General features: G+C 74.3%; 21 protein-coding genes. 18 read left to right on the top strand and 3 right to left on the bottom strand.

Translation table 11 applies throughout. From position 1 onward, the window contains the following. The first annotated feature begins 12 nt into the window (after nucleotides 1-12). The 10 genes from IE172_RS26015 (at nucleotide 13) to IE172_RS25970 (ending at nucleotide 13,459) form a co-directional block, all read left to right on the top strand. Nucleotides 13-963 carry a PLP-dependent cysteine synthase family protein gene (locus IE172_RS26015; RefSeq protein WP_190099744.1) on the top strand — a complete coding sequence of 317 codons (951 nt, stop codon included), beginning with the start codon at nucleotides 13-15 and terminating at the stop codon, nucleotides 961-963. A 31-nt stretch (nucleotides 964-994) separates the two neighbouring features. Continuing rightward, nucleotides 995-2,809 (top strand): asparagine synthase (glutamine-hydrolyzing), encoded by a 1,815-nt coding sequence (gene asnB / locus IE172_RS26010; protein ID WP_190099743.1) that lies wholly within the window; start codon nucleotides 995-997, stop codon nucleotides 2,807-2,809. Then, complete coding sequence (locus IE172_RS26005; protein WP_190099742.1) at nucleotides 2,806-3,867, top strand: PrpF domain-containing protein; 1,062 nt, start codon at nucleotides 2,806-2,808, stop codon at nucleotides 3,865-3,867. The genes asnB and IE172_RS26005 overlap by 4 nt, the downstream gene beginning before the upstream one ends. After that, the gene (locus tag IE172_RS26000) at nucleotides 3,864-4,961 is read left to right on the top strand and encodes an acyl-CoA dehydrogenase family protein (RefSeq protein WP_190099741.1); all 1,098 of its coding nucleotides are present in this window, start codon (nucleotides 3,864-3,866) and stop codon (nucleotides 4,959-4,961) included. Before IE172_RS26005 ends, IE172_RS26000 begins: the two co-directional genes overlap by 4 nt. Continuing rightward, the gene (locus IE172_RS25995; protein ID WP_190099740.1) at nucleotides 4,952-6,379 is read left to right on the top strand and encodes a dihydroorotase; all 1,428 of its coding nucleotides are present in this window, start codon (nucleotides 4,952-4,954) and stop codon (nucleotides 6,377-6,379) included. The genes IE172_RS26000 and IE172_RS25995 overlap by 10 nt, the downstream gene beginning before the upstream one ends. Further along, complete coding sequence (locus IE172_RS25990) at nucleotides 6,376-8,187, top strand: NAD(P)H-dependent oxidoreductase (protein WP_190099739.1); 1,812 nt, start codon at nucleotides 6,376-6,378, stop codon at nucleotides 8,185-8,187. The genes IE172_RS25995 and IE172_RS25990 overlap by 4 nt, the downstream gene beginning before the upstream one ends. 239 nt (nucleotides 8,188-8,426) lie before the next feature. Continuing rightward, the gene (locus IE172_RS25985) at nucleotides 8,427-8,750 is read left to right on the top strand and encodes a hypothetical protein (RefSeq protein ID WP_190099738.1); all 324 of its coding nucleotides are present in this window, start codon (nucleotides 8,427-8,429) and stop codon (nucleotides 8,748-8,750) included. Between the two features lie 106 nt (nucleotides 8,751-8,856). Further along, complete coding sequence (locus tag IE172_RS25980) at nucleotides 8,857-10,158, top strand: acyltransferase family protein (RefSeq protein WP_190099737.1); 1,302 nt, start codon at nucleotides 8,857-8,859, stop codon at nucleotides 10,156-10,158. Between the two features lie 275 nt (nucleotides 10,159-10,433). Then, nucleotides 10,434-11,222, top strand: a complete 789-nt coding sequence (locus IE172_RS25975; RefSeq protein ID WP_190099736.1) for an alpha/beta fold hydrolase — start codon at nucleotides 10,434-10,436, stop codon at nucleotides 11,220-11,222. 131 nt (nucleotides 11,223-11,353) lie between these two features. Beyond that, nucleotides 11,354-13,459 (top strand): MMPL family transporter, encoded by a 2,106-nt coding sequence (locus tag IE172_RS25970; protein ID WP_190099735.1) that lies wholly within the window; start codon nucleotides 11,354-11,356, stop codon nucleotides 13,457-13,459. A gap of 56 nt (nucleotides 13,460-13,515) precedes the next feature. On the opposite strand, the gene IE172_RS25965 is transcribed toward IE172_RS25970, so the two are convergent. After that, entirely contained in the window at nucleotides 13,516-14,076 is a 561-nt protein-coding gene (locus IE172_RS25965) for a dihydrofolate reductase family protein (protein ID WP_190099734.1), read from the bottom strand. 228 nt (nucleotides 14,077-14,304) lie between these two features. Between IE172_RS25965 and IE172_RS25960 the strand changes: the two genes are divergently transcribed. From IE172_RS25960 to IE172_RS25925, 8 genes are all read left to right on the top strand, one after another. Then, nucleotides 14,305-15,342, top strand: a complete 1,038-nt coding sequence (locus tag IE172_RS25960; RefSeq protein ID WP_306432814.1) for a methyltransferase — start codon at nucleotides 14,305-14,307, stop codon at nucleotides 15,340-15,342. 49 nt (nucleotides 15,343-15,391) lie between these two features. Beyond that, a complete protein-coding gene (locus tag IE172_RS25955) occupies nucleotides 15,392-16,630 on the top strand; it encodes a cytochrome P450 (protein ID WP_190099733.1) in 1,239 nt (412 codons plus the stop codon). 217 nt (nucleotides 16,631-16,847) lie between these two features. Further along, nucleotides 16,848-17,558 carry a flavodoxin family protein gene (locus IE172_RS25950; RefSeq protein WP_190099732.1) on the top strand — a complete coding sequence of 237 codons (711 nt, stop codon included), beginning with the start codon at nucleotides 16,848-16,850 and terminating at the stop codon, nucleotides 17,556-17,558. After that, nucleotides 17,555-18,964 carry a phenylacetate--CoA ligase family protein gene (locus IE172_RS25945; protein ID WP_190099731.1) on the top strand — a complete coding sequence of 470 codons (1,410 nt, stop codon included), beginning with the start codon at nucleotides 17,555-17,557 and terminating at the stop codon, nucleotides 18,962-18,964. Before IE172_RS25950 ends, IE172_RS25945 begins: the two co-directional genes overlap by 4 nt. A 15-nt stretch (nucleotides 18,965-18,979) precedes the next feature. After that, complete coding sequence (locus tag IE172_RS25940; RefSeq protein WP_190099730.1) at nucleotides 18,980-20,485, top strand: anthranilate synthase component I family protein; 1,506 nt, start codon at nucleotides 18,980-18,982, stop codon at nucleotides 20,483-20,485. A gap of 5 nt (nucleotides 20,486-20,490) precedes the next feature. Next, nucleotides 20,491-21,126, top strand: a complete 636-nt coding sequence (locus IE172_RS25935; protein ID WP_228969488.1) for an anthranilate synthase component II — start codon at nucleotides 20,491-20,493, stop codon at nucleotides 21,124-21,126. 102 nt (nucleotides 21,127-21,228) lie between these two features. Next, nucleotides 21,229-22,539 (top strand): phenylacetate--CoA ligase family protein, encoded by a 1,311-nt coding sequence (locus IE172_RS25930; protein ID WP_190099728.1) that lies wholly within the window; start codon nucleotides 21,229-21,231, stop codon nucleotides 22,537-22,539. Then, nucleotides 22,508-22,717, top strand: a complete 210-nt coding sequence (locus IE172_RS25925; RefSeq protein WP_190099727.1) for a DUF6052 family protein — start codon at nucleotides 22,508-22,510, stop codon at nucleotides 22,715-22,717. The genes IE172_RS25930 and IE172_RS25925 overlap by 32 nt, the downstream gene beginning before the upstream one ends. Before the next feature lie 88 nt (nucleotides 22,718-22,805). On the opposite strand, the gene IE172_RS25920 is transcribed toward IE172_RS25925, so the two are convergent. Continuing rightward, nucleotides 22,806-23,153, bottom strand: coding sequence for a hypothetical protein (locus tag IE172_RS25920; protein ID WP_190099726.1), 348 nt, complete (start codon nucleotides 23,151-23,153; stop codon nucleotides 22,806-22,808). Between the two features lie 249 nt (nucleotides 23,154-23,402). After that, nucleotides 23,403-24,806 carry an extracellular solute-binding protein gene (locus IE172_RS25915; RefSeq protein WP_190099725.1) on the bottom strand — a complete coding sequence of 468 codons (1,404 nt, stop codon included), beginning with the start codon at nucleotides 24,804-24,806 and terminating at the stop codon, nucleotides 23,403-23,405. Nucleotides 24,807-24,820 lie beyond the last annotated feature (14 nt).

Genomic DNA, 24,820 nt, shown 5'->3' with positions numbered 1-24,820 from the left:
TGGGGAACAGTGATGACAGACATGGACGTGCGGCCCGGCCGGGCCGCCCCCGTCGCCCGGTCCCTGGAGGACCTGGTGGGCGGCACACCGCTGCTGCGGGTCGGCCTGCCGGGCCTCGCCGACGGCGTGACCCTGCTGGCCAAGCTGGAGATGTTCAACCCGCTCGCCAGCGTCAAGGACCGGGCCGCGCTCGCCATGATGCGCGCCGCCGAGGAGGCGGGCCTGCTGCCCGCCACCGGCGGCACCGTCGTCGAGTGCTCCTCCGGCAGCACCGGCATCTCCCTGGCCGCCCTGTGCGCCCGGCGCGGGCACCGCTGCATCGTCGTCATGCCCGACAACGCCACCGAGGAACGCCGCCTGATCCTGCGTGAACTGGGCGCCGAGGTGGTCCTGGTCCCGCACGGCGACGGCCTCCCGGCCGCCTGGGCGCACGCCGAGGAACTCCGGCGTTCCCTCCCCGGCGCGTGGATGCCGCGCCAGGACCGCAACCCGGCCAACGTCCGCGCCCACTACGACACCACGGGCCCGGAGATCTGGGAGGCCACCGGCGGGCGCGTCGACGTCCTGGTGTGCGGGGTGGGCACCGGCGGCACCCTCACCGGGACCGCCCGCTACCTCAGGGAACGCACCGGCGTGCACGTCGTCGCCGTCGAACCGGCCCGCTCCGCGGTGCTGTCGGGCGGCGAGGGCGGCCCGCACGGCATCCCCGGCATCGGAGCCGGCTACGTCTCCGACATCACCGACCTCACCCTCGTCGACGAGGTCGTCGCCGTGCCCGACGAGGCCGCGGCCGCCACCGTACGGGAGGTGGTGCGCGCCACCGGCCTGCCCGTCGGGGTGTCCTCCGGTGCCGCCGCGTGGGCCGCCCGGACCGTCGCCGCGCACCCCCGCTGGGCGGGCGCCACGGTCGTCACCGTCTTCCCCGACAGCGGGGAGCGCTATCTGTCGACGAGGCTCCGCTGACCGTCGTCTCCGCACGGAAAGACAGGCAGACATGTGCCGGATCCACGGCTACTTCAACGCGGTGGCCACACCGCACGAGATGTGCACCGTCGCCGCCCTCCAGCGCCACGGCGGCCCGGACGCCACCGGCATGACCCGGGCCCCCGGATGGGGCCTGGGCTACGACCGGCTCGCCGTCGTCGACCTGGACGGAGGACGGCAGCCCTACGGGCTCGGGAGTCCCGTCCAGGCCGTGTTCAACGGGGAGATCTACAACCACGACGAACTGCGCCGCCGGCTGCGCGCCCGCGGCCACACCTTCGCCGACCGCTGCGACGGCAACGTCCTGCCCGCCCTGTACCTGGAGTACGGGGAGGACTTCACCGAACACCTCGACGGCATGTACGCCCTCGCGCTGGTCGACCGGCGCGGCGCGGTGCCCCGGCTGGTGCTGGCCACCGACGGCATCGGGATGAAGCCGCTCTACTACCGGTGGGACGAGGCGGCCCGCTCCCTGCACTTCGCCTCCGAGATTCCCGCCCTGCTGGGCTTCGGCGCGGTCGGCGCCCGGATGCGGGACACCGCGCTGGACGCCTACCTGGCCACCCGTACGCCCTTCGGCGAGCAGACCATGTTCGAGGACGTCGAGGTGCTGCCGCCGGGCACCACGCTCGTGTGCGACCTGGGCGGCACCCCCCGCCGCAGGCACCGGGTGGCGGCCGCCGCCGAACTGCCCGAGCCGGACCGGGCCGCCGACCGGGTGCGCGACCTGCTGCGCGAGGAGGTGGGCCGGCTGCTCGTCGCCGACGTGCCGGTCGCCCTGATCACCTCGGGCGGACTGGACTCCGGCCTGGTCACCGCGCTGGCCGCCGAGCACGGCCCGGTGCACTCCTTCAACATCGCCTACCGGGGCGACTGGCCCTTCGACGAGCGGCACTTCGCCCGCGCCGTCGCCGAGCACGCCGGCACCGAGCACCACCAGGTCGAGATCGACCCGGCCGCATTCCCCGCCCTGCTGGAGGAGACCGTCGGCCACCTCGGCCAGCCCAACGCCGACCCGATCACCGTGAGCACGTACGCCCTGTTCCGGGCCGTACGGCGGGCCGGGTTCACCGTCGCCCTGACGGGGGACGCGGCCGACGAGGTGTTCGGCGGCTACGCGCGGATGCAGGCCGCTGCCCTGACGGCCGCGTCCGGCGGCGACTGGGCCACCGCCTACCTCGACGCGCTCGCCGCTGCCCCGGCCGCCACCCGCGCCGGGCTCTACACCGACGCCTACCGCGACCACCTGCGGGACCTCTCCCCCCTGCCGGAGACGGCCCGCGAGGACCTGCTGCACGGGCCCGGCAGCGTCCTGGAGCGCATCACCCGCTTCGAACTGGGCCACCGCCTGCCCGCCTACCACCTGCGTCGCGTCGACCACCTGAGCATGGCCGGTTCCGTCGAGGCGCGGCTGCCGTTCTGCCAGCGGTCCGTGGTGGCCCTGGGCCGGGCACTGCCCGACGCCCTGCGCATCGGCGGCGGACAGCCCAAGCGCACCCTGTACGCGGCCGCCCGGGGGCTGCTGCCCGACGGCGTGCTCACCCGCCCCAAGCAGCCCTTCACCCTGCCGGTCGCCGCGATGCTCACCCCCGGCACACCCCTGTGGGAGTACGCGCGGGACCTGCTGCGGCCCGCCCGGCTGGCCGACGACGGGCGGCTCGACGGCGCCGCCGTCGACGCCCTGTTCGACGCGCAGGCGCACCGCCCGGACGACACCGCGGCGCTGACGCTGTGGGCGCTGCTCGTGCACGAGGTGTGGCGGGAACGGTTCCAGGGCGCGGGCGGCCTCGGCGCCCCGCCCGCCCCCGTGGCGGTGGCGGCATGATCGGCCACCTCGCCCACGCCGCGGGCGCACCCTGCCCGACCTTCGTGCTGGACGCCGCCCGGCTGCCGCGCGAGGACACGGCGCTGCTCAGCCACCTCGCCGAGGCCCGCCGCTACCTGACGTCCGCGGGCGGCGCCCACGTACTGAAGATCGCCCTGGTGGAGCCGTCCGCGCACCCGATGTTCGACCTCGACTACCGCTTCGTCCAGGCGCTGACCGGCGGACCCGACCGGTTCGACGTGCGCGGCTCCTGCGGCCACTCGGCGCTCGCGGCGGTGGTCGCCGCCGCCCGCTCGGGCATGCTGCCCCGGCTCGTGCCCGGCACCCGGGTGCGGGTACGGGTGCGCAACACCGGCGACAGCGTGGTCTGCGAGGTCGACCGGGTCGAACGCGACGAGGTCGGCTTCACCGTCACCTTCGTCCAGCCGCGCCCGGTGCCCTTCGCCGAACTGCTGCCCACCGGGGGCCCCACGACGGTGCTGGAGGACGGCGGGGAGCGCGTGGAGGTGTCGATGGTGGCGAGCGCCAACACCTACGCCTTCGTCGACGCGCGTTCGCTCGGCGTGACCGGTGAGGCCGCCCTGTTCGCCGCCGGCGCCGACCTGCTGCGGCGCCTGGAGTCGCTGCGCGCCGCCGCGGCCGAACTGCTCGGCTGGCCTCCCGGCGGCGCCTTCCCCAAGATCGCGGCCGTGCTGCCCGGCGAGGCCGGCGGCATCGCGGTGCGCGCCCTGACCGTGCCCGGCTGGCACCCCACCCTCGCCCTGACCGGGGCGGTGTGCCTGAGCACGGCCGCGCGCATCCCCGGCACCGTGCCCTGGCGGATCGCCCGCGAGACGGACGCCGGCGACGGCCGCCTGGACATCACCACCCCGGGCGGAGAAGTGGCCGTCACCGCGGTCGTGTCCCGGTCCGCGGACACCGACGGCGGCGGAGCCCTGCTGTGGTCCTCCGTCGCCCGCAAACACGTCACCTTCCAGGGCTCCTTCGCCCTGGCACCCCTCAGTCACCTGCAATTCGAGGAGGTCGCCCAATGCCTGGCGCTGTCGGAAGCCGTATGAGACCACGGCTGACGCCCGCGTTGCGCGCGCTGCTGCGCGAGGGCGCCGCCCGGGCCGACGCGGCCGGTGAGGTGGACCGCGAGGCGCTGGCGGCCCTGCGCGCCGGCGGTCTGCTCGCCACCGCGGTCCCCGCCGAGCACGGCGGTGCGGGCGCGGACGCCGCCGCGGTGAACGCACTGGTCGAACAGATCGCCGCCGTCAACCCGTCGATGGCGATCATCGCGTTCCAGCACTTCGCCGTCAGCGCCCGGATCGCCGACTGGGGCACCCCGCGGCAGCGGGCCCGCTGGCTGCCGTCCCTGGCCGACGGGACCTGGCTGGCCGCCTCCGCCTGGAGCGAGAGCGGGGCGGGCGCGGCCAAGCAGAACCTGTCCACGGCCGCCGAGCGCCGCGCCGACGGCACCTGGGTGCTCAACGGCACCAAGGCCTTCACCACCGGCGCCGGCGTCGCCGACCTCTACCTGGTCCTGGTCCGCACCGCCCCGCCCGCCGCGCCCACGGGCGGTTACGGGGCGGCGGGGCAGACCTTCTTCCTCGTCGGCGCCGACAACCCCGGCCTGGTCCCCGACCTCGGCCTGGACCTCGCCGGCATGCGCGGCTCCGCGACCGGTCTGATCACCCTCGACGGGGCCGTCGTGGCCGACAGCGACCGGCTCGGCCCCGAGGGGGAGGCCGCCACGGTCATCGCCTCGGTCCGCGAGAGCGGCGCCAGCCTGGGGGCGGTCGCCGTCGGGACCGCGCAGGCCGCCTTCGACCTGGCCGTCGCCCACGCCCGCGACCGCGGGCTGATGGACCTGCCCGCCGTACGGCACCGGCTGGTGGGCCTGGCCACCCGGCTGGAGGCGGCCCGCGCGGTGGTCGAGCGGGCCGGGGCGCGCACCTCCGCCGACCCGGGCCTGACCACCCTGCACAGCAAGCTGCACGCGACCGAGGCGGCGGAGGAGATCTGCCTGGACGTCGCCCGCATGCTCGGGTCGGCCGGGTACCGCGACGGGGCACACATCGGCCGTCTCCTCGCGGACGCCCGCGGCGTCTCCCTCATGGGGCCGACCAACGACCTGTGCCGGGAACTGGTGGCGGTGTCGTGGACCTGACCCGCATCCCCGACCTCGTCGTCAGCGGCCGCAGGCTGGTCACCCCGCAGGGCGTGCGGCCCGGCCACGTGTCCGTCTCCGGCGGACGCGTCACCGCCGTCACCGACACCGACCCCGGCCCGGCCGCCGCCCGCCTTGACGCGGGCGACCACTATGTGCTGCCCGGGCTCATCGACTCCCACGTCCACTTCCGCACCCCCGGTCTGACCCACAAGGAGGACTGGGAGCACGGCAGCAGGGCCGCCGTACGCGGCGGGGTCACCACCGTGATGGACATGCCGAACACGGTGCCGCCCACCCTGGCCCCCGAGGCGGTGCTCGCCAAGGCGGCCCTCGTCGACGGCCACTCCCTGGTCGACTACCGGTTCCACCTCGGACTCGACCCGGACCACCCCGAAGTGCCGGCCGGCCTGGAGCCGCAGATCGCCACCAGCGTGAAGATCTTCATGACCGGGCACCACACGGCGCCCACCGTGGTGCGCGACGCCGGCCAGCTGGAGAAGGCGTTCGCCGCGGCGGCCGAGGGCGGCGTCCAGCTCGTCCTGCACGCCGAGGACGACGGACTCTTCTCCCTGCTGGACGCCTGGTGGGGCGAGCCCGGCAGCTACCTGGAGTACGAGGAGCGCCGTCCGCGCAGCGGCGGCATCGTCGCCGTCGCCAAGGTCCTGGAGCTGGTGCGCCGGCACGGTACGCGCGCCCACATCCTGCACCTGTCCAGTGCCGAGGAGGCCGACCTGGTGTGCGCGGCGCGGGCGGCGGGGCTCCCCGTCACCTTCGAGGTCACCGGGCACCACCTGTCGTTCACCGACCGGGACACCCGCCGGCTGGGCGCCCGCACCCGGCTGTCGCCGTCCATCCGCGGCAGCCGCGACCAGGACCGGCTCTGGCAGGCGCTGCGCGACGGCCAGGCGGAGACGCTGGGCAGCGACCACGCCCCGCACACGGTCGCGGAGAAGACCCGGGGCGTCGCCCAGTCGCCGCCCGGCCTGCCCGGCGTCCAGGAACTGGCGGTCGCCGTGTGGACGGGCATGCGCAGGCGCTGGCCCGACGAAGACCCCGACACGGCCGCCGTACGGCTGGCCCGTCACCTGTCCGCCCGCCCGGCGGAGCTGTTCCGGCTGCCCGGCAAGGGCCGCCTGGAGGCGGGCGCCGACGCGGACCTGGTGGTCTTCGCCCCCGACGTGCCGTGGATGCTGTCCGCGTCCGACGTGCAGAGCAAGTGCGGCTGGTCGGCGTACGAGGGATGGACCTTCACCGGCCGCGTCGAGCGGACCCTGCGCGCCGGCCGCACCGTGTGGGACGCGGCCACGGGTTCCTTCGGCGCGTACGACGGCCGCCTGCTGGGCGCGGCGCCCGCCCGCCCCGCCGCCCCCGCCCCCTCGGCCCGCGCGGCCGGATCGGAGATCCCGACGCCATGAGACGACGCCAGACCGTATTCATCGCCGGCGGCGGCATCGGCGGTCTCGCCGCCGCCGCGGGACTCGCCGCGCGCGGCTTCGACGTCACGGTGATCGAACGGGCCGCCGGCGTCCGGGAGGGCGGCTCCGGGCTGATGCTCCAGCCCAACGGCCTGCGCGCCGCCGACGTGCTCGGCGCCGGCCTGGGCGCCCGCGTCCGCGCCACCGGGCACGTCACCGCCCCCGACGAGGTGCGTGTCCTGATGGACGCCCGGGGGACGGTGCTCGCCGAGGAGCCCGTCGGGGCCGCCGCCCGGTCGGCGGGCGCCCCGCAGGTGCCCGTCCTGCGGTCGGCGCTGCACCGGGCCCTGCTCGACGAGGCCGTCACCGCGGGCGCCACCCTGCGGATGGCCACCGCCGTCGAGGACTACACCGGCCACGACGACCACGTCACCGTCCGGTTCTCCGACGGCGGCGCCGCCGCCTGCGAGGCCCTGATCGCCGCCGACGGCATCCACTCCGCCGTCCGGCGCCGCATGCTGGGCGACGGACCGCCCGTCTACCGCGGCTACACCTCGGTACGCGGACACACCCGGGGCTCCGTCCTGGGACAGCGCGGCCACGTCGTCAACGGCCGCGGCATCCAGCTGTTCATCGCCCCCGTCGGCGACGACACCCTGTACTGGACCGCCAAGATCACCGCACCCGAGGGGGAGTGGCCCGCCAAGGGGCCCGAGGAGGCCCGGCGCGCCCTGCTCGCCGCGCTGGAGGGCTGGTACCCGCCCGTGGTCGACCTGGTGCGCGCCGCCGACCCCGCCGACGTCGTCGTCACCGACATCCACGACCGTGATCCCGCCCCGCGCTGGACCGACCACCGGGTCGCGCTGCTCGGCGACGCCGCCCACCCCATGGTCCCGGCCCTCGGCCAGGGCGCCAACATGGCGCTCGAGGACGCCGCCGTGCTCACCGACCGCCTCGGCGCCTGCGCGCACGTGCCGACCGCGCTCGCCGCCTACGCCCGTGAACGCATGGACCGCACCGCCGCCGTCGTCCTGTCCTCACGCCGCCAGGGCGCCCTCGACCAGGGCGCCGACCAGGACGGCGAGCGCCGGCGCAACACCCGGATGCGGGAGGCCGGCCGCAAGGACCAGGACGCCTTCGACATCACCGCGTGGCGGCCGGCCCCCGTGTCCGCCGGGCCGGCGCCCGCACCCGCCCCGCCGAAGGGACCCGACACCGTGCGCACCCCCCACATCGTGCTGCTCAGCGGCTCCCTGCGGGCCGGCTCGACCTCCGACCGGGTGGCCCAGTGGTGCGCCCGCCGCGTCACGGCCGCGGGCGCCACCGCCCGGGTCTTCACCGGCGCCGAGCTGGACTTCCCCGCCTACCGGCCCGGTCTGGCCGGCTGCCACGCGGGCGTCGCCGGGTTCCTCGACGAACTGCGCCGCGCCGACGGCGTGGTGCTCGTCTCCCCGGCCTACCACGCCAGCGTCTCCGGGCTGCTCAAGAACGCCCTCGACGTGGTCAACGACATCGACGGGCCGCGGCCCTACCTCGACGGGCGGGCCATCGGCACGGTCGCCGTCGGCGCGGGGTCCCAGGGCGCCGCCACCACCCTCACCACCCTGCGCACGATCGCCCACGCGCTGCGCGGCTGGCCCGCCCCGCTGGGGGTGGCCCTCACCCGGGCGCCCGCGCCGCAGGCGGCCGCCGACCGGCAGCAGGCGCCGGACGAGGCGCGCCTGGACGAGATGGTCCGCCAGGTGCTGTGGCTGGCCGGCGTCCGGGCGGCGGCCGACGTCACGGGGAGCGTCCCGACGGCGGCCTGACACCGGTCCGCTTCGCCTGCCGGGGCGGGCGGTGGCCGACGGCACCGTTCCGGCCGCTGGCCGCCCCGGCCGGTCCCCCTCGCCGGCGGCCGGCGGCACCGGCACGGCTCCGGCCGCCGCGCGGACGCCGTCCTGCCCGGCACTCACCGGGGCCCCACGGCCCGAGGACGGCCCGCCTCCGCTCCTCGGCGCCCACGGCCCGCCACCACCCACCCGTCCGCCCACCGAAAGGCACGTCCATGACCGCCACCTCCTACCACCCGGCCCCCAGCACCCCCGGCCCGATCTGGCGCGACGCCAACGTCCGCAGCGGACCCTCGCTCACCAGCCCGGTCGTCGAACTGCTGCTGCCCGACGGCACCACCGCCCACACGGCCGAGGGCTGGGCCCTCGGCGACGAGGTCGTCGAGGGCGAGAACCCCGTCGGCGAGATCGTCAGCTCCGTCTGGTTCAAGTTCGGCGACGGCCGCTGGTGCAGCGCCGTCAACTTCGACCCCGCGCACCTGAGGTCGCTGCTCGGCGACGCCGCCCCGCTGGTACGGCCGCACACACCGGCGCGCTGACCGCCCCCGGCGGCGCCGCTGCCGGGAACACCGCATTTCAGAAGATGGCGGCGGTATTGCGCCACACCCATGCTGAACGGGCCACCAACAAAGGAGTGCTGACGAAGTGAAAGCCGACGGGGCCGTCGCACAGGCCCAGCAACCGAAACGAGTCGGGCGGCTCGATGGGGTCCGGGCTCTGTGCGCCCTCGGCGTCGCCGCGGTGCACACCTCCTTCGCCGCCGGGGTCATGGGCGCCTACACCGCGGAGCCGGGCAACGAGGTGCTGGCCACCCTGCTGGCCGGCCTGCGGCCGCTGGCGCTCGGCCCCTTCTTCGTCCTGTCCGGCATGCTGCTCTACCGTCCGTTCGCCCGCTGGACCCTCACCGGCAGCCGGCGCCCCCGGCTCGGCCCGTTCATGGCCAAGCGGCTCGCCCGGCTGTGGCCGGCGTACGTCCTGCTCGCCGTGGTCTGCGTGTTCCTGCTCAACTGGAACGCGGTGGACGGCCCCTGGTACGTGCTGCGGCCGATCCTGATGCTCCAGGTCTACGACTACACGTGGATCGCCGGCATGGACCCGGCGTGGACCGTGCCGGCCGAGATGCAGTACTACCTGGCCCTGCCGGTCATGGCGGCGCTCATGCACTGGCTGGCGCGCCGGGTCGACGACCCGGTGAAGAAGGCCCGCCGCATGATGATCCCGCCGGCCGTCATCACCGTGGCGTCCGCGGTGTGGACGTGGTGGATCCACCGTCCGGAGATGGGCATCTACCCGGAGGAGTACTGGTGGCCGTTCGCCGTGGGCGGTGCCTTTGCCCTCGGCATGGTGATGGCCGTCATCCACGTCCTGGCGGAGATCAAGCCGAACGACCGGCCCGCCCTGTACCGCGTCGCCGCGCGCCGGCCGCTGCTGCTGTGCGGCGCCGCCGTCGCCCTCTACGCCGTCAACTGCACGCAGCCCTTCGGGCGTCCCGGCTACGGCGACTACGAGGGCGTCGGCCTGGCCGTCACCCAGTACTTCCTGCTGCTGGCCTTCTCCTACCTGGTGGTGATGCCGCTGTCGATCCCCGAGGCGACGTCACGGGTCATCGACGCGGTCGTCGCCAACCCCGTCGCCCGCTACCTGGGCCGCATCTCGTACGGCATCTACCTGTGGCACTTCGCGGTCATGTACTTCTGGTTCGAGACGGGCAGCGTCTTCGGCACCGAGCCGGCCCTCATGCAGCAGCTGCGCGGCACCATCTCCTTCCCGGAGCTGATGACCGCGGTGCTGGTGGGAAGCATTTTCGCCGCGACGGTGAGCCACTACCTGCTGGAGCGTCCGATCGTCAACGCGGTCGGCCGCTGGGCCCGCCGCAAGGAGGCGGCGGCCGCCACCACGGCCCCGCCCGCGGCGCCCTCCCGCGAGGAGCACGTCCTCACCCGGTGACGGCCGTCCCCGCGCGGACCCGGGCAACGGCGAGCCCCTCGAACGGACAACGGTCCGGGCGGGGGGCTCGTCCCCTTGCCGCCGTGCCTTGGCCGCCGCCCGCCGGCCCTCCTTGCCGCCGGCCCGCCGCCCGCCGGACACGGCATCTTCCAGCGTGCTCTCCCCGCGGCGACTTGAACGCAGCAACCTCGAAGATGCAGGCGCGACACGCCGACGGGGACGCTGGGTTCGGCACCGATCCGTGCCCCAGGACGCCGCCCAGCATCGGGAGAACAATGAACACTGTCCAGTCCGCCGACGGGACCGCCATCGCCTATGACCGCTCGGGTGAGGGCGAGCCCCTCGTCCTGGTCGGTGGTTCGTTCAGCGAGCGCGCGCACCCCACCATGACGCAGCTGGCCGACGAGCTGGCCCCCCACTTCACCGTGTACAACTACGACCGGCGCGGGCGCGGGGACAGCGCCGACGCGCCGGAGTACGCCGTCGAGCGGGAGATCGAGGACCTCGCCGCCGTGATCGCCGAGGCGGGCGGATCGGCGAAGGTGTTCGGTCTGTCCGCGGGCGGCGTCCTGGCGCTCAAGGCCGCCGCGGCCGGCGTGGACATCACCCGGGTCGCCGTCTACGACCCGCCGTTCGCCGTGGACGGCACCGGGCCGAAGCCGCCGGCCGGCTTCACCGAGAAGCTCACCGAGCTCGCCGCGTCCGACCGCCGGGGCGAGGCCGTGGAGTTCTTCATGACGAAGGGCATGGGCGCCCCGGCCGAGGCCGTCGCGGGGATGCGGTTCGCACCCTTCTGGGCGGGCCTGGAGGCGCTGGCCCACACCCTCCCCTACGACACCACCATCACCGGCGACGACTTCGCCCTGCCCACCGAGGAACTGTCCGCCGTCAAGGTGCCCGTCCTCGTCGCCCACGGCGGCGACGCCGACCCGTGGCTGCACGCGGGCGCCCGCGCCACCGCCGACGCCGTGCCCGACGCGCGTCACCGCACCCTGGAGGGCCAGGGCATCGCCGTGGAACCCTCCGTCCTCGCTCCCGTGCTGAAGGAATTCTTCGAGGGCTGAGCCCTCCCTGCCGCCGGCGCCCGTGGAGCTTCGGCCCCACGGGCGCCGACGCGCTCGGCCGGTACCGCGCCAGGCGCGCGAACCGCCGCCGGCCGGACGCCGTACGTCCCCATCCAGAAGGAGAACCCCCCATGCCCACATGGCTCGAGCGCAGCACCGCCGTGCCCGGCGGCCGGCGCGGCAAGTGGCTCGTCCTCGCCGTCTGGCTGCTCGCCGCGATGGCTCTCGGAGCGCTGGCCGGCAAGCTGGGCGAGGTGCAGGACACCAGCGCCAACGCCTTCCTGCCCCGCGGCGCCGAATCGGCGCAGGTCAACACGGAGCTGGAGAAGTTCCGCACCCACGACCTGATGCCCGCCGTGGTCGTCTACACCAGCGACGCCCCCCTCACCGACACGGTCCGCGCCAAGGCCGAGGCCGACCGGGCGGCGTTCGCGAAGATCGCCGAGCCGGGCCAGGAGGTGCCGCCCGCCGTCGCCTCCGACGACGGCCGGGCCCTGATGGTCGTCGTCCCGCTGTCCGGCGAGGACCAGGCCGTGCTCGCCGACAAGGTCGAGGAACTGCGCACCGTGGCGGCCGCCAACGCCCCGCCCGGACTCGACGCCGCGGTCGGCGGTATGGGCGGGGCCACCGCCGACGCCTTCACCGTCTTCGACACCCTCGACGCCACCCTGATGGGCATCACCTGCCTCATCGTCATCGTCCTGCTGCTGCTCACCTACCGCAGCCCCGTGCTGTGGGTGTTCCCGGTCGTCGCGGTCGCCTTCGCCGCCGTCCTGACGCAGGCCTTCACCTACCTGTTCGCCAAGTACGCCGGACTGCAGGTCGACCCGCAGAGCTCCGGCGTGCTGATGGTGCTCGTCTTCGGCGTCGGCACCGACTACGCGCTGCTGCTCATCGCCCGCTACCGGGAGGAACTGCACCGCCACGAGGACCGGCACGCGGCCATGCGGATCGCCCTGCGCCGTGCCTTCCCGGCCGTGCTGGCCTCCGCGGCCACCGTCGCCGCCGGCCTGCTCTGCCTCGGCCTCGCCGACATCAACTCCTCCCGCTCCATGGGCCTGGTCGGCGCCATCGGCATCCTCTTCGGCTTCCTCGCCATGACCAGCGCGCTGCCCGCCCTCCTCGTCCTCGCCGGACGCTGGGTGTTCTGGCCGCTGGTGCCGCGCCACGGGACCGAACCGCGCACCGGCGCCGGGTGGCGGCGCGCCGCCGAGACGGTGGCCCGCCGCCCGCGCCGTGCCTGGCTGGTCTCCCTGCTGGTCACCGGCGGCCTCGCGCTGAGCGCCCTCGGCCTGAACATGGGCCTGAACCAGTCGGAGTGGTTCCAGAACGAGCCGGACTCGGTCGTCGCCCAGGAGCGGCTGTCGGCCCACTTCCCCTCCGGCGCCGGCGACCCGGCCGTCGTCATCGCCCGCACCCCCGAGGCGGACACCGTCCAGCGGGCCGCCGAGGACACCGACGGCGTCGTCTCCGTCACCCCCGTCGCCACCACCGCGGACGGGAAGCTGACCCGGCTGTCCGTGGTCCTGGAGGGGGCGCCCGACAGCGAGGCCGCCAAGGACACCGTGCGGGAGCTGCGCGCGAACACCGACGCCCTCGTCGGCGGCACCGCGGCGCAGAGCCTGGACAAGGAGACCGCCACCGCGCGCGACCTGAGGACCGTCGTCCCGGTCGTCCTGCTCGTCATCCTGCTGGTGCTCGTGTGGCTGCTGCGGTCGCTGGTGGCGCCGCTGGTGCTGCTGGCCACCGTCGTCGTGTCGTACTTCGCCGCGCTCGGCGCCTCCAGCCTGCTGTTCGAGCACGTCCTCGGCCACTCCGGCGTCGACTGGTCGGTGCCGCTGCTCGGCTTCGTCTTCCTGGTGGCGCTCGGCGTCGACTACAACATCTTCCTCATGCACCGGGTGAAGGAGGAGGCGCGCACCCGCGGGCACCGGGACGCGGTGGTCACCGGTCTCGTCAGCACCGGCGGTGTGATCACCTCCGCGGGCCTCGTCCTGGCCGCGACCTTCGCGGTGTTCGCGGTGCTGCCGCTGGTGTCCATGGCGCAGATGGGTGTGATCGTCGGCATCGGCGTCCTGATCGACACCTTCCTGGTGCGCACGGTCCTGGTGCCCGCCCTCGCCCTCGACCTGGGCGAGCGCCGCTTCTGGTGGCCCACCCGGCCGGCGGCCTCCGGCAAGCCCTCCGCGGACACCCCCGAGTCCACCACCCCCGACCGGGAACCCGCCGCGCTCTGACCCACGGCACGGCTCCGCCCGCCGCCGGAAACCTCCGGCGGCGGGCGGAGCCGTGTTCAGCGGGACCGGGGGACGTAGTGGGCCTCGATGACGCCGTTGGCGAAGGCGCGCGTGGCCTCCAGGCGCAGGGGGATCTCCTCGCCGTTGGCGAGGGTGCGGCCGGTGCCGGCGATGACGGGGGCGATCTGCAGGTAGAGGTGGTCCAGCAGGCCGTTGCTCATGAGCCACTGGACGAGGGTGATGCTGCCGCCGACGTTGATGTTGCCGCCGGGCCGCTGCTTGAGGGCCCGGATCTGGCCGGCGACGTCGTCGCCGGTGATCAGGTGGCTGCCCTGCCAGTCCCCGGCCTCGGTGAGGGTGGAGGAGACGACGTACTTCGGCGCGGCGTTCATCCAGCCGGCGGTGGGCACCTGCTCGCTGGTGGCGTGCGGGAAGAACGTGCTCCACAGCTGGTAGGTGCTGCGGCCCAGCAGGGCGGTGTCGGCGTCCTCGAACAGCCGCATCAGCGACTCGGTCGTCTCACCGCTGCTGTAGGGCATGCTCCACTTCTCCGGCGCTTCCACCACGCCGTCCAGCGAGATGAACAGCCCGGCCACGATCTTGCGTCCTGCGGTCATGCGTTGACTCCTCGGGAGGGTTCCTCACGGAACTCACTACATCTGAACAAGAAGTGAGCTTGTTTTTTGCAAGTACGGTACGTCAATCGCATCGCGAACTCCATCCGACCGGGGTGACCGCGGGGACGGTTCCGCAGCCCGGCCCCCCTCCCCGGCAATTCCCGTCCGCAGGAGCGCAATTCAGGAGATGGCCCGGGCCCGGCGCTCGGCGAGGATGGCAGCACGGGCGTGCCCGTACCCCCGACGAAGGAGGGCACCGCTGTGCTGGGCGACGAGGACGGCAAGGCCGCCGAACTGTGGCGGATGGCGAACCTGGGCACGCCGATGGCCGTGCGAGTGGCCGCGACCCTGCGGATCGCCGACCACATCGCCGCCGGCACCCGGACGGCGACGGAGCTGGCCGAGGCGGTCGGCGCCCACCCCGGCGCCCTGGAGCGGCTGTTGCGCTACCTGGCCGTGCGCGGAGCGCTCGACCGCGACGCGGACGGCCGCTACACCCTGACCGCCCTGGGCCGCCCCCTGTGCGAGGACCACCCGGCCGGCCTGCGCACCTGGTTCGACGTCCGCACCGGCGGCCGCGGCGAACTGTCCTTCGTGGAACTGCTGCACAGCGTCACCACCGGCCAGGCCGCCTTCCCGGTGCGCTACGGACGCCCCTACTGGGAGGACCTGACCGACGACCCCGAGCGGGCCGCGGCCTTCAACTCCCTGCTCGGCGCCGACGTCGCCGTCCGCGCCCCGGACATCGTCACCGGCTACGACTGGGGCCGGCTCGGCCATGTCGTCGACGTGGGCGGCGGCGACGGCTCCCTGCTGACCGCCCTGCTGCACGCCCACCCCGGCCTGCGCGGCACCGTCGTCGACCTGAAGGCCGCCGCGCACAGCGCCGAACAGAACTTCGCCGCCTCCGGCCTGGAGGACCGGGCCGACGCCGTCACCGGCAGCTTCTTCGACCCCCTGCCCGGCGGAGCGGGCGGCTACCTGCTCTCGCTGATCCTGCACGACTGGGACGACACCGCCGCCACCGCGATCCTGCGCCGCTGCGCCGAGGCCGCCGGCCGCACCGGCTCCGTCTTCGTCATCGAGTCGGTCGGACCCCGCGGCGACGCCCCGCACACCGGCATGGACCTGCGGATGCTCTGCGTCTACGGGGCCCAGGAGCGCGGCGTGCCCGAGTTCGCCGCGCTCGCCGCCGACGCCGGCCTGCGGGTGGCCGCCGTCCACCCCGCCGGCCCCTCGGCGATCATCGAACTGACCGCCGCGTGACCGGGCCGTCCGGTCACGCCGAGCGGCCCGCCGCGGGAGGAGACACCGGATGCCCGAGCCCGTCGCCCTGTCCCTGACGGAGGCGTTCGCCGCCCTGGGCACACGGCGGGGACGACAGGACCCCTACCCGCTGTACGAGGCGATCCGCGCCCACGGCGACCTCGCCCGGCGGGGTCCCGGGCGGCTGGTCGTCACCGGCTACGACGCCTGCGCCCGCGCCCTGCGCGACCCCCGGCTGCACGTCCAGGACCGCACGGCCTACGACGCCGCCTACCCGGCCTGGCGCTCCCACTCCTCGCTGCGCGCCTTCACCAGCTCGATGCTCTACAGCAACGGACCCGACCACAGCCGGCTGCGGTCCCTGGCCGGCTTCGCCTTCACCCCGCCCCGGGTGCGCGACCTCGCCCAGGTCGTCGAGGACATGGCCGACCGCCTCCTGGACCGCATGACCCGCCTCGCCGCCGCCGGCGAACCCGTCGACGTCATCGCCGAGTTCGCCTCCCGGCTGCCCGTCGCCGTCATCGGCGCCGTGCTCGGCTTCCCCGAGGAGGACCAGGTCTGGTTCCGGGAGACGGCCTCCGCCATCGCCGTGGCCACCGACGGGTTCTCCGACCCCTCCGCGCTGCACCGGGCCGACGCCGCGATGGACGACCTCGCCCGCTACTTCGACGTACTCGTCGACGACCGCCGCCGCCGGCCCGCCGACGACCTCCTCACCACCCTCACCGCCGCGCACGACGGCGAGCCGCGGCGGCTGAGCCACGAGGAGCTGATGGGCACCCTCATGGTGCTGCTCACCGCCGGGTTCGAGACCACCAGCTTCCTCATCGGCCATGGCGTGATGATCGCCCTGGACCACGCCCCGTACGCGCGGCGGCTGCGCGAGGAGCCGGACTTCGCCGACGCCTACGTCGAGGAGATCCTGCGCTACGAGCCGCCCGTCCACGTCACCAGCCGCTTCGCCGCCGACGACACCGAGCTGCTCGGCACCGCCGTCCCGCGCGGCACCCGGCTGACCCTCATCATGGCCGCCGCCAACCGCGACCCGCTGCGGTTCACCGCACCGGACCGCTTCGACCCCGCGCGCGGCGGCTCCCCGGGGCCCCTGAGCTTCGGCGCGGGCCCGCACTACTGCCTCGGCGCCCCCCTCGCCCGCCTCGAGGCCCGTATCGCCCTGCCCCGGCTGCTGCACCGCTTCCCGCGCCTGGCCGCGTCCGCCCCGCCCGTCTACCGCGACCGGTGGGTCGTCCGCGGACTCGACACCTACCCCCTGGTGCTGGGCGCCTGACCTGCGCCGCCGCCCGCCCCGCGGCTCCGCGGGGCCGGGGCCGTCGCACAGCATTTAGAGAGATGCGCCGTCATGCCCGCAGACGTGACGATTCAGGTAAGTCGGCAGGCCCCCACACGACGACTTGGCGAACTCGGGCGCCCGGCGCCCGCGACCCGCTCTCCGGCCCCCGTCGCCGACCGCGCCGGAAGTGCCGAATCTGCGAAGGAGTCATCTCGTGACAGCACCACTGAGGATCCTGGCGATCAACGGATCGGAGCGTGACGGCAACACCGCCGACGTCCTGCGTCACGCCGCCGAGGTCGCGGCGGGGCGCGGGGTCGTGTTCGAGACGGTCGACCTGCGCAGCGTCCGCATGGACCGCTGCGGCCCGTGCGGTGACTGCAACACCCGCACGACCCCCTGTGCCGTGCCGGACGACGTGGCGGGCGTGGTGGCCAGGATGATCGAGGCCGACGGCATCGTCTTCGCCGCGCCGGTCCACGGCTTCGGCACCGCCAGCCTCATGCAGACGTTCATCGAGCGGGCCGGGGTGGGCCACCTGCGGTTCGACCGCCCGCTGACCAACAAGGTGGCCGGGGTCATCTCCGTCGCCCGCCGGTACAGCGCCGGTGAGGTGTGGGCCCAGCTGACCGTCAACGCCCTGCTCAACCGGATGATCGTGGTGGGCAGCGGCTTCCCCGCCACCGTGCACGCCCTGCACCGCGGTGACGCGCTGAAGGATGAGGAGGGACTGACCAACGTCTCCCGGCTCGTGGAGCGCATGACCGACATGATGGAGCTGCTGGCCGAGCACCGCAGGCTCACCGGGAACGACGGCCCGATCCACACCCGCGAGGCCAACGAACGCGTGGGACTCGCCCTGAACGCCGCCGAGTTCGCCGAGCCCGCCCCCGAGCCCGCCCTCGCCCCGCAGGGCCGGCCGTGACCGCCGTCGGCACCGACGCCTTCCTCGCCGCCCACCGCCGGGTCAGCGACGCCTTCCACGACGGCACCCTCACCGGACAGGCCCTGGCCGACTGGCAGGCGCGGCGGCTGACCGCCGTGCTGCGCCACGTCACCGCGCGCTCCCCGTTCTACCGCCGCCACCTGGCCGGCGTGGACATCGAGGCCGTCACCCCCGCGACGCTCGGGGCGCTGCCCTTCACCACCAAGGACGACCTGCGCCGCGAGATGTACGACGTGCTGTCCGGCCCGATGGCCGACGCGCGGATCTACTACGAGACCAACGGCACCACCGGCGCCGCCACCCCCTGCCCGCGCGGCGCCCGGGACATCGCCGCCTCCAACAGCGCCGTGGAGCACTCCTGGCGCCACCTGCTGCGCACGCGCTTCGGGGACCGCAAGCCCGTCGTCGGCCTGATGGGGCCGTCCGAGCTGTACGCGTTCGGCGACGTGTTCACCGACGTGGCCGCGACCCTGGACCTGTGCCACGTCAAGCTGTGGCCCGAGTCCCCGCGCGTCGGCTTCAGGAAGGCGCTGCGCCTCGTCGAGGAGCTGGGCGTCGAGATCGTCGTCTGCGCCCCCGCGCTGTGCCTGAGCCTGGCCAAGGCGGCCCTGCACCACGGCTACGACCCGGCCGCGCTGCCGGTGAGGCTCTTCCTCGTCCTCGGTGAGATCTGCACCCCCGAGTTCGCGGCGAACGTCTCCACCGTCTGGCCGAACGCCGTCGTACGGCCCGCCCTGTACGGCTCCCAGGAGGCCCTGTGCATCGCCTCCGGTGCCGACAGCGGCGCCCTGCACCTGTCCTCGCCCAACTACCTGGCCGAACTGGTCGACCCCGACACCGGCGCCCCGCTCGGCCCGTACGGCACCGGCGAACTGGTGCTGACCATGCTGGTCGACGGCATCAAGCCGCTGATCCGCTACCGCACCGGGGACCTGGTCCGGCTCACCCCCGCCCCGCCCGGCTCCGCCCTGCCCGGCCCCGTCGTCGAGGTCGTGGGACGCGCCGGCGACCGCATCCCGCTCGGTGACGGCCTGCTGTGGCCGGCCGAACTGGAGTCGGCCGTGCTGACGGACGTCCGCGGCTGCCTGGGCTACCAGGTCGTCATCGACCGCGCGCCGGACGGCGGCGACCGCGTCACCGTACGCATGGACCTCCACCCCGCCACGGAGCGGCCCGAGCGGACCGCCGCGGCCGTCGCCGCCCGGCTGCGCGAGCGCACCGGCGCGCACTGCACCGTCGTGGCCGACACCGACATCGACCCCGTGACCCACACCGGTTCGTTCGTCAGCTGGAAGGCGGCCCGGGTCCTGGACCGCCGGTCCGGGCCCGACGGCCCGGCGCGCACCGCCCGACAGGTCGCGCACCGCTACGCGATCACCACGTGAACCAGAGGACCTGCCATGACCGATCCGCACCCGGCGGCGCCCGCCCCGGTCCGCGTGACGACGCGCACGCGCGGTCTGCCCCAGCCGGCGATGCTCCCCGCCTACCGTGCCCTCGCCGCGCGGTTCGGCGCGGACGAGGTGTACCTCCTGGAGTCCGCCGCCGGCCCGCAGCACGACCGCCGCTACCAGTTCGCCGGCTTCGGCACGCTGCTGTCGCTGTCCGTCACCGACGGGGAGGTGCGGGTCGCGGGCCGGCCCGGTCTCGTCCGGCTGCTCCTGGAGCGGGCCCGGCCGCTGCTCGCCCCGGACGGGACGGACCCGGCCGGCAGCGCCGCGCACGCCACCGTGCGGCTGCGCTCCTTCAAGGACCTGTGGGCCCTCCTGCGCACCGCCCAGCGGATGTTCGACGCCGACGGCTCGGCGTCGAGTTTCCGCTTCGGCTTCCTGGCCTACTTCGGCTACGACACCGTCCGCTACGTCGAGGACCTCCCCCACCTCATCGAGGACCGCCCCGACCTGCCCGACGTCCACCTCGTCCTGCACCAGGGCTGTGTCGTCGCCGACCTCGAGGACGGCGGGGCGGAGCTGCTGCTGCACGAGTCGGCGCACTGGGACCCCCTCGACCGGGACGACGTCCTGGACCTGCTCACCCGGGCCCGGGACACCCACCCCGAGCCCGCCGCCCACACCTTCCCCGAGGCCGTCGTCACCGACGACAGCGAGCCCGACCGGTTCGCCGCCGACGTCGAACGCTGCCTGAAGCACATCGCGGTCGGCGACATCTACCAGGTGCAGATCGGGCACGAGCTGACCATGCGCTCCGCGGCCCGCCCGGCCGACGTCTACCAGCGGCTGCGCCGGCGCAACGCCTCGCCCTACATGTACCTGGCGAGCCTGGCGGGGCAGTGCGTCATCGGCGCGAGCCCCGAACTGTTCGTGCGGATCGAGGACGGCACCGTCACCATGCGTCCCATCGCCGGCACCCTGCCGCGCACCGGGGACGACGAGGCCGGCGCCCGCCGGCTGTCCTCGGACCCCAAGGAGATCGCCGAGCACACCATGCTCGTCGACCTGTGCCGCAACGACATCGGCCGGATCTGCCGGGCCGGCACCCTCCAGGTGCCCGACCGGCTCTCCGTCGAGCGCTACTCGCACGTCCTGCACCTGGTGTCCACCGTGCTGGGCCGGGCCGAGGAGGACAAGGACGCCTTCGACACGATCGCCGCCCTGTTCCCGGCCGGCACCATGACCGGCACTCCCCGGATCCGGGCCATGGAGATCATCGAGTCCGTCGAGCGCAGCCGCCGCGGCCTGTACGCGGGCGCCCTCGGCGTCCTCGACGTCGGCGGCTACACCAACCTCGCCCTGTGCATCCGCACCCTGTTCCACCGCGACGGCGTCTACCGCACCCGCGCCTCGGCGGGCATCGTCGCCGACTCCGACCCCCGCGCCGAATGGCGCGAGACGCTGGCCAAGATGAGCGCCGCCCACTGGGCGGTCACCGGAAAGGAACTGCTGTGACCCGGATGTTCCCCCTCCGGCCCACCACCGCCCCGCGGATCCTGGTGGTCGACGCGTTCGACAGCTTCGTCGACATCCTGCGCCAGTACCTGATGTCGGCGGGCGCCGTCCCCCTCATGGTGCGCTCCAACGCGCTCTCCGCGGCCGAGGTGCCCGCCATGGGGCTCGGCGGCATCCTCCTCGGCCCCGGGCCCGGGCACCCGGACGAGTCGGGGCACGTGGAGCTCGTACGGGCCTTCGCGGGGCGGCTGCCGCTGCTCGGGGTGTGCCTGGGGCACCAGGCCATCGGCCGCGCCTACGGCGCGAGCGTGGTGCCCGCCGAGCACCTCGTGCACGGCAAGACCAGCCGGATCCACCACGACGGGCGCGGTCTGTTCACCGGACTGCCCGACCGGTTCGAGGCGACCCGCTACCACTCGCTCGTCGTCCCCGAGGAGACCGTGCCCGACTGTCTGGAGGTCACCGCCCGGTCGGCGGACGACGGCTACGTGATGGGGCTGCGCCACCGCACCCTGCCCGTGGAGTCGGTCCAGTTCCACCCCGAGAGCTTCCGCACCGACCACGGCATGGACCTCGTGACCAACTACCTGCGTGTCGTACGGGACTTCGCCACCTGGGCGGCTCCCGTCCCCGCCGCCTGAGGCCGCCGGCCGCGGACCGCACGCGCGAAGACGCGCCGCCGGTTGGGGCGAGCGCCAGGATTCCCGGTGCCACCGGCTGCCGGGCGTACATCGGAGACACACGTGGACTACTGGAACAGCACAGCGGAGACCATGCCGCGGGAACGGCTGGAGTCCTGGCGGTGGCGGCGCCTGGACCGCGCCCTCGAACACGCCCGGCGTTCCTCGCCGTTCTGGAACGCCCGCATCCCGGACGGCATCACCTCGCTCGCCGACTACACCGCCCGGATGCCGCTGCTGTACAAGGCGGACCTGCTCGCCGCCGAGCAGCAGGCACCGCCGTACGGCACCTGGCCCTCGCTCGACCCGTCGCTGGGCGTGCGCCACCACCAGACGAGCGGCACCAGCGGCAACCCGCCGGTGCGCACCTTCGACACCGAGCGGGACTGGGTGTGGTGCGTGGACACCTTCTGCACCGCGCTGCACGCCAACGGGGTGCGCCCGCAGCACAAGGGCATGGTGTGCTTCGGCTACGGCCTGCTCGCCGGCTTCTGGGGCATGCACTACGCGCTGGAGCGCATGGGCTGCACCGTCTTCCCCTCCGGCGGCCTGGACTCCCGCAGCCGGGTCCGGCTGCTGGTGGACCACGGCATCGAGGTGCTCGGACTGACGCCCAGTTACGCCATGCGGCTGATCGAGACGGCCCGCGAGATGGGCGTCGACCTCGCCCGCGAGGCGAACGTGCGGATCATCCTGGCCGGGGCGGAGCCGCGGTCCGACTTCACCACGCGCACCATCGAGGAGGCCTTCGGCGCCCGCGTCTTCAACGCGGCCGGCACCACCGAGTTCGGCGGCGTCTTCATGTTCGAGTGTCCCTCGCGGCGCGGCGCCTGCCACATCAACGAGCAGTCCTGCTTCGACGAGGTGCTGCACCCCGAGACGAAACAGCCCGTCGGCTACGGCGAGGAGGGCGTCCGGGTCACCACGGGACTGTCCCGCGAGGGCGTCCAGCTCTTCCGCCACTGGACCGAGGACATCGTCGTCCGCCGCCCGCACACCGAGTGCGGCTGCGGCCGCACCTGGGACTTCTACGACGGCGGCATCCTGCGCCGCGTCGACGACATGCGCAAGATCCGCGGGGTGTCCGTCACCCCGGTGATGATCGAGGACGTCGTCCGCTCCTTCGACGAGGTCAACGAGTTCCAGTCGTCCCTGCGCACCGTACGCGGACTCGACACCGTCCACGTCAGGATCGACGCGGGCGAGCTCACCGGCCCGGCCGCCGACGCGCTGTGCGGCCGTGTCGCGGAGGAGTTCAAGCGCGAGATCGGCATCCGTCCCGTGGTGGAGCTCGCCCCCGCCGGCAGCCTGCCCCGATCACAATGGAAGGCGGCACGACTTCATGACGAACGCGTCCTCACCCCTCACGGCTGAGCAGGAGCTCCACCTCCTCGAGAGCTACCGCACCCTGACCCACCTCGCGGACACCGTCCAGGTGCCCGCGGTCCTCGCCTCGCTACGGGTGTGCCTGGCCGAGCTGCGCCTCGCCCTCGACGGCCAGGCGGTCGACATCGAGTACTACCGCGAGCCCGCCCGCGCCCTGGTGGCCTGACGGCCGTGAGGACGCACGGAAGGGGTGCGTCCGGCCGCCCTGGCCCCCGGGTCCGTGCCCCGCACGGCGCGACACCGTCACCGTGAAGCTAATCGCCCGAGAAGGCGATGAGCAGGTCTCTGTCCACGCGGCAGCGCCGGCCCCAGGCCAGCAGCTTCGAGACGGTGTCGCTCTCGGCGCCTCTCAGCCGAGCGAGATCCGAACCTTCCAGCTCCCGCACCATGCGGTCCACCGCCTCACCACGCAGCGTGGTGTCCCCATAGGGATCCACGCCGGCCAGAAGGGGCAGCCGGCGTCGTCCCAGCGCTTCGAGGGCCGTCCAGAGCTCGCCCTCGACGACCATCCGCTCCAGCGGCCCTGCCGCGGCACGGGGCCCTGGCTTCCGTCCGGTGCGGGAGGCCGAGACCCCGCGCCGCAGCTCGATGACGAGTGTCATCACGTCCCCTCGTTCGTGCCTCGCTCGACACGGTCCTGCCGGCCGACAGCCGTCTCCATGATCCTGCAGAAACGGCCTTGCCGGCAGGAGGTGTGCGGGGCGGTCTCGCTGCAGGGGCCCCGGGCGGTCATGACCCGGCTGCGGGTGACCTCGGCACGGCGATGGGTCCGGCCTCCTGGGGAGGAAGGGCCGGACCCATGTGTGCGGCGGGGCGCCCCCGGCCGGGGGGCCCCTTCCGTGCTCCGTCCGTCAGCCGTTGCTGCCGCGCACCGCGTTCTCCAGCTGCGCGCCCGTGTAGGCCTCGGCGTCCTTGAAGTACTCCACCCGCAGGCTCTCGGGGCTGCGCACGCCGTTCTCGACGCGGTCGCGCTCGTAGGCGTCGAGCAGCCCCTGCGCCTCCGCGGTCGCCTCGGCGAACCGCTCGGCCGGGTCCGCGCCGTGCAGCAGGACGTCGCCCATCGCGCGGGTCATCACGTCCTGCGCGCCGGCGAAGTCACCGAACAGCGCGCCCCGGCACGGCGGCACGCCCTCGCCCTCGGGGTAACTGCCGAGCTGGGCGCTGGCCAGCCGGTGGAAGGGGTTCGCCTCGAACCAGCCCTCGTCCTCCAGCAGCCGGTAGGAGGAGCGGGTGACCGGCACGAAGCTGCTCGCGACGTGGCGGTCGGCCGCGTTGCGCGGGTTGTTGAGGAACTGCATGAACGCCAGCGCGCCGTCCTGCGTCGCCTCGTCGAGACCGGCGGTCAGCCACAGCGAGGTGCCGGCGATGATGTTCCCGCCGTACGGCTCGTCCGCCCGGCCGGGGAAGCGGCCGACCGTCATCTCGAAGCCGGCGTGCCCGGCCGCCTGGGCCATGTAGTTGAGGTCGTTGGACGAGGTGACGCGCAGCGCCACGTCCTGGTCGGCGAACGCCTTGAGGTTGCCCTCCCAGTCCGGGATCTTGCCGGTGTACAGGTAGTGGCCGTCGCGGTGCAGCCGCTGCCAGTACTCGACGAAGGCGAGCATCTCCTTGGACGCCAGGTCCAGGCGCGTCGCCCGGCCCGCGCGGCCGTTGTCGTGGTCGGCCAGGTGCCCGCCCTGGACGGCGAGCGCCTGCTGGAAGAACAGGCCGTGGTTGGACCAGGTCACCGCGTGGCCCGGTCCGTCCGGGAGGGCCGCGACCGCCTCACAGGCCGCCTCCAGCTCCTCCCAGGTGGTGGGCAGGTGTGCGACACCGGCGGCGCGCAGCAGGTCCTGGTTGCCGTAGATCAGCATCGCCGTCACCACGGCAGGCATGGAGACCAGGTCGCCGTCGCGGGAGTAGTGCTCGCGCACGGCCGGCAGCAGGTCGTCGACGACGACCGGCTCGCCGAGGATCTCGGTGCGGCCGGCGATCGCCCGCTGCACCGACGTGAACAGCGGCTCGCCGTCCTTCGTCCGCATGTCGTACGCGGCCTGGGTGACGGCGAAGTAGAACTCGCCGATCGCCGGCGGACGGCCCGCCTCGGCCGCCTCCGCGATCTCCCGGGACAGGTTGCGGAAGTCCCGGCCCTCGATGTTGATCCGGTACTCGGGGTGGGCCTTCTCGAACTCGGCGCCCAGGCGGTGCAGCCGGTCCATGTAGCCGGGGAAGGTCAGGTCGCCCAGCCAGACGTCGATCACGGTCGGGGTGGTCATCTACGGCCTCATCT

The sequence above is a fragment of the Streptomyces griseoflavus genome, assembly GCF_014649995.1.
Lineage (GTDB): Bacteria > Actinomycetota > Actinomycetes > Streptomycetales > Streptomycetaceae > Streptomyces > Streptomyces griseoflavus.
This window is presented reverse-complemented; position numbering and strand designations above follow the sequence as displayed.

Excerpts from the sequence above, each read along its gene's own strand:
- IE172_RS26015 (WP_190099744.1), top strand. The coding sequence starts at position 13 with ATGACAGACATGGACGTGCGGCCCGGCCGGGCCGCCCCCGTCGCCCGG.
- asnB (WP_190099743.1), top strand. The coding sequence starts at position 995 with ATGTGCCGGATCCACGGCTACTTCAACGCGGTGGCCACACCGCACGAG.
- IE172_RS26005 (WP_190099742.1), top strand. The coding sequence starts at position 2,806 with ATGATCGGCCACCTCGCCCACGCCGCGGGCGCACCCTGCCCGACCTTC.
- IE172_RS26000 (WP_190099741.1), top strand. The coding sequence starts at position 3,864 with ATGAGACCACGGCTGACGCCCGCGTTGCGCGCGCTGCTGCGCGAGGGC.
- IE172_RS25990 (WP_190099739.1), top strand. The coding sequence starts at position 6,376 with ATGAGACGACGCCAGACCGTATTCATCGCCGGCGGCGGCATCGGCGGT.
- IE172_RS25985 (WP_190099738.1), top strand. The coding sequence starts at position 8,427 with ATGACCGCCACCTCCTACCACCCGGCCCCCAGCACCCCCGGCCCGATC.
- IE172_RS25975 (WP_190099736.1), top strand. The coding sequence starts at position 10,434 with ATGAACACTGTCCAGTCCGCCGACGGGACCGCCATCGCCTATGACCGC.
- IE172_RS25970 (WP_190099735.1), top strand. The coding sequence starts at position 11,354 with ATGCCCACATGGCTCGAGCGCAGCACCGCCGTGCCCGGCGGCCGGCGC.
- IE172_RS25965 (WP_190099734.1), bottom strand. The coding sequence starts at position 14,076 with ATGACCGCAGGACGCAAGATCGTGGCCGGGCTGTTCATCTCGCTGGAC.
- IE172_RS25955 (WP_190099733.1), top strand. The coding sequence starts at position 15,392 with ATGCCCGAGCCCGTCGCCCTGTCCCTGACGGAGGCGTTCGCCGCCCTG.
- IE172_RS25940 (WP_190099730.1), top strand. The coding sequence starts at position 18,980 with ATGACCGATCCGCACCCGGCGGCGCCCGCCCCGGTCCGCGTGACGACG.
- IE172_RS25935 (WP_228969488.1), top strand. The coding sequence starts at position 20,491 with ATGTTCCCCCTCCGGCCCACCACCGCCCCGCGGATCCTGGTGGTCGAC.
- IE172_RS25925 (WP_190099727.1), top strand. The coding sequence starts at position 22,508 with ATGACGAACGCGTCCTCACCCCTCACGGCTGAGCAGGAGCTCCACCTC.
- IE172_RS25920 (WP_190099726.1), bottom strand. The coding sequence starts at position 23,153 with ATGACACTCGTCATCGAGCTGCGGCGCGGGGTCTCGGCCTCCCGCACC.
- IE172_RS25915 (WP_190099725.1), bottom strand. The coding sequence starts at position 24,806 with ATGACCACCCCGACCGTGATCGACGTCTGGCTGGGCGACCTGACCTTC.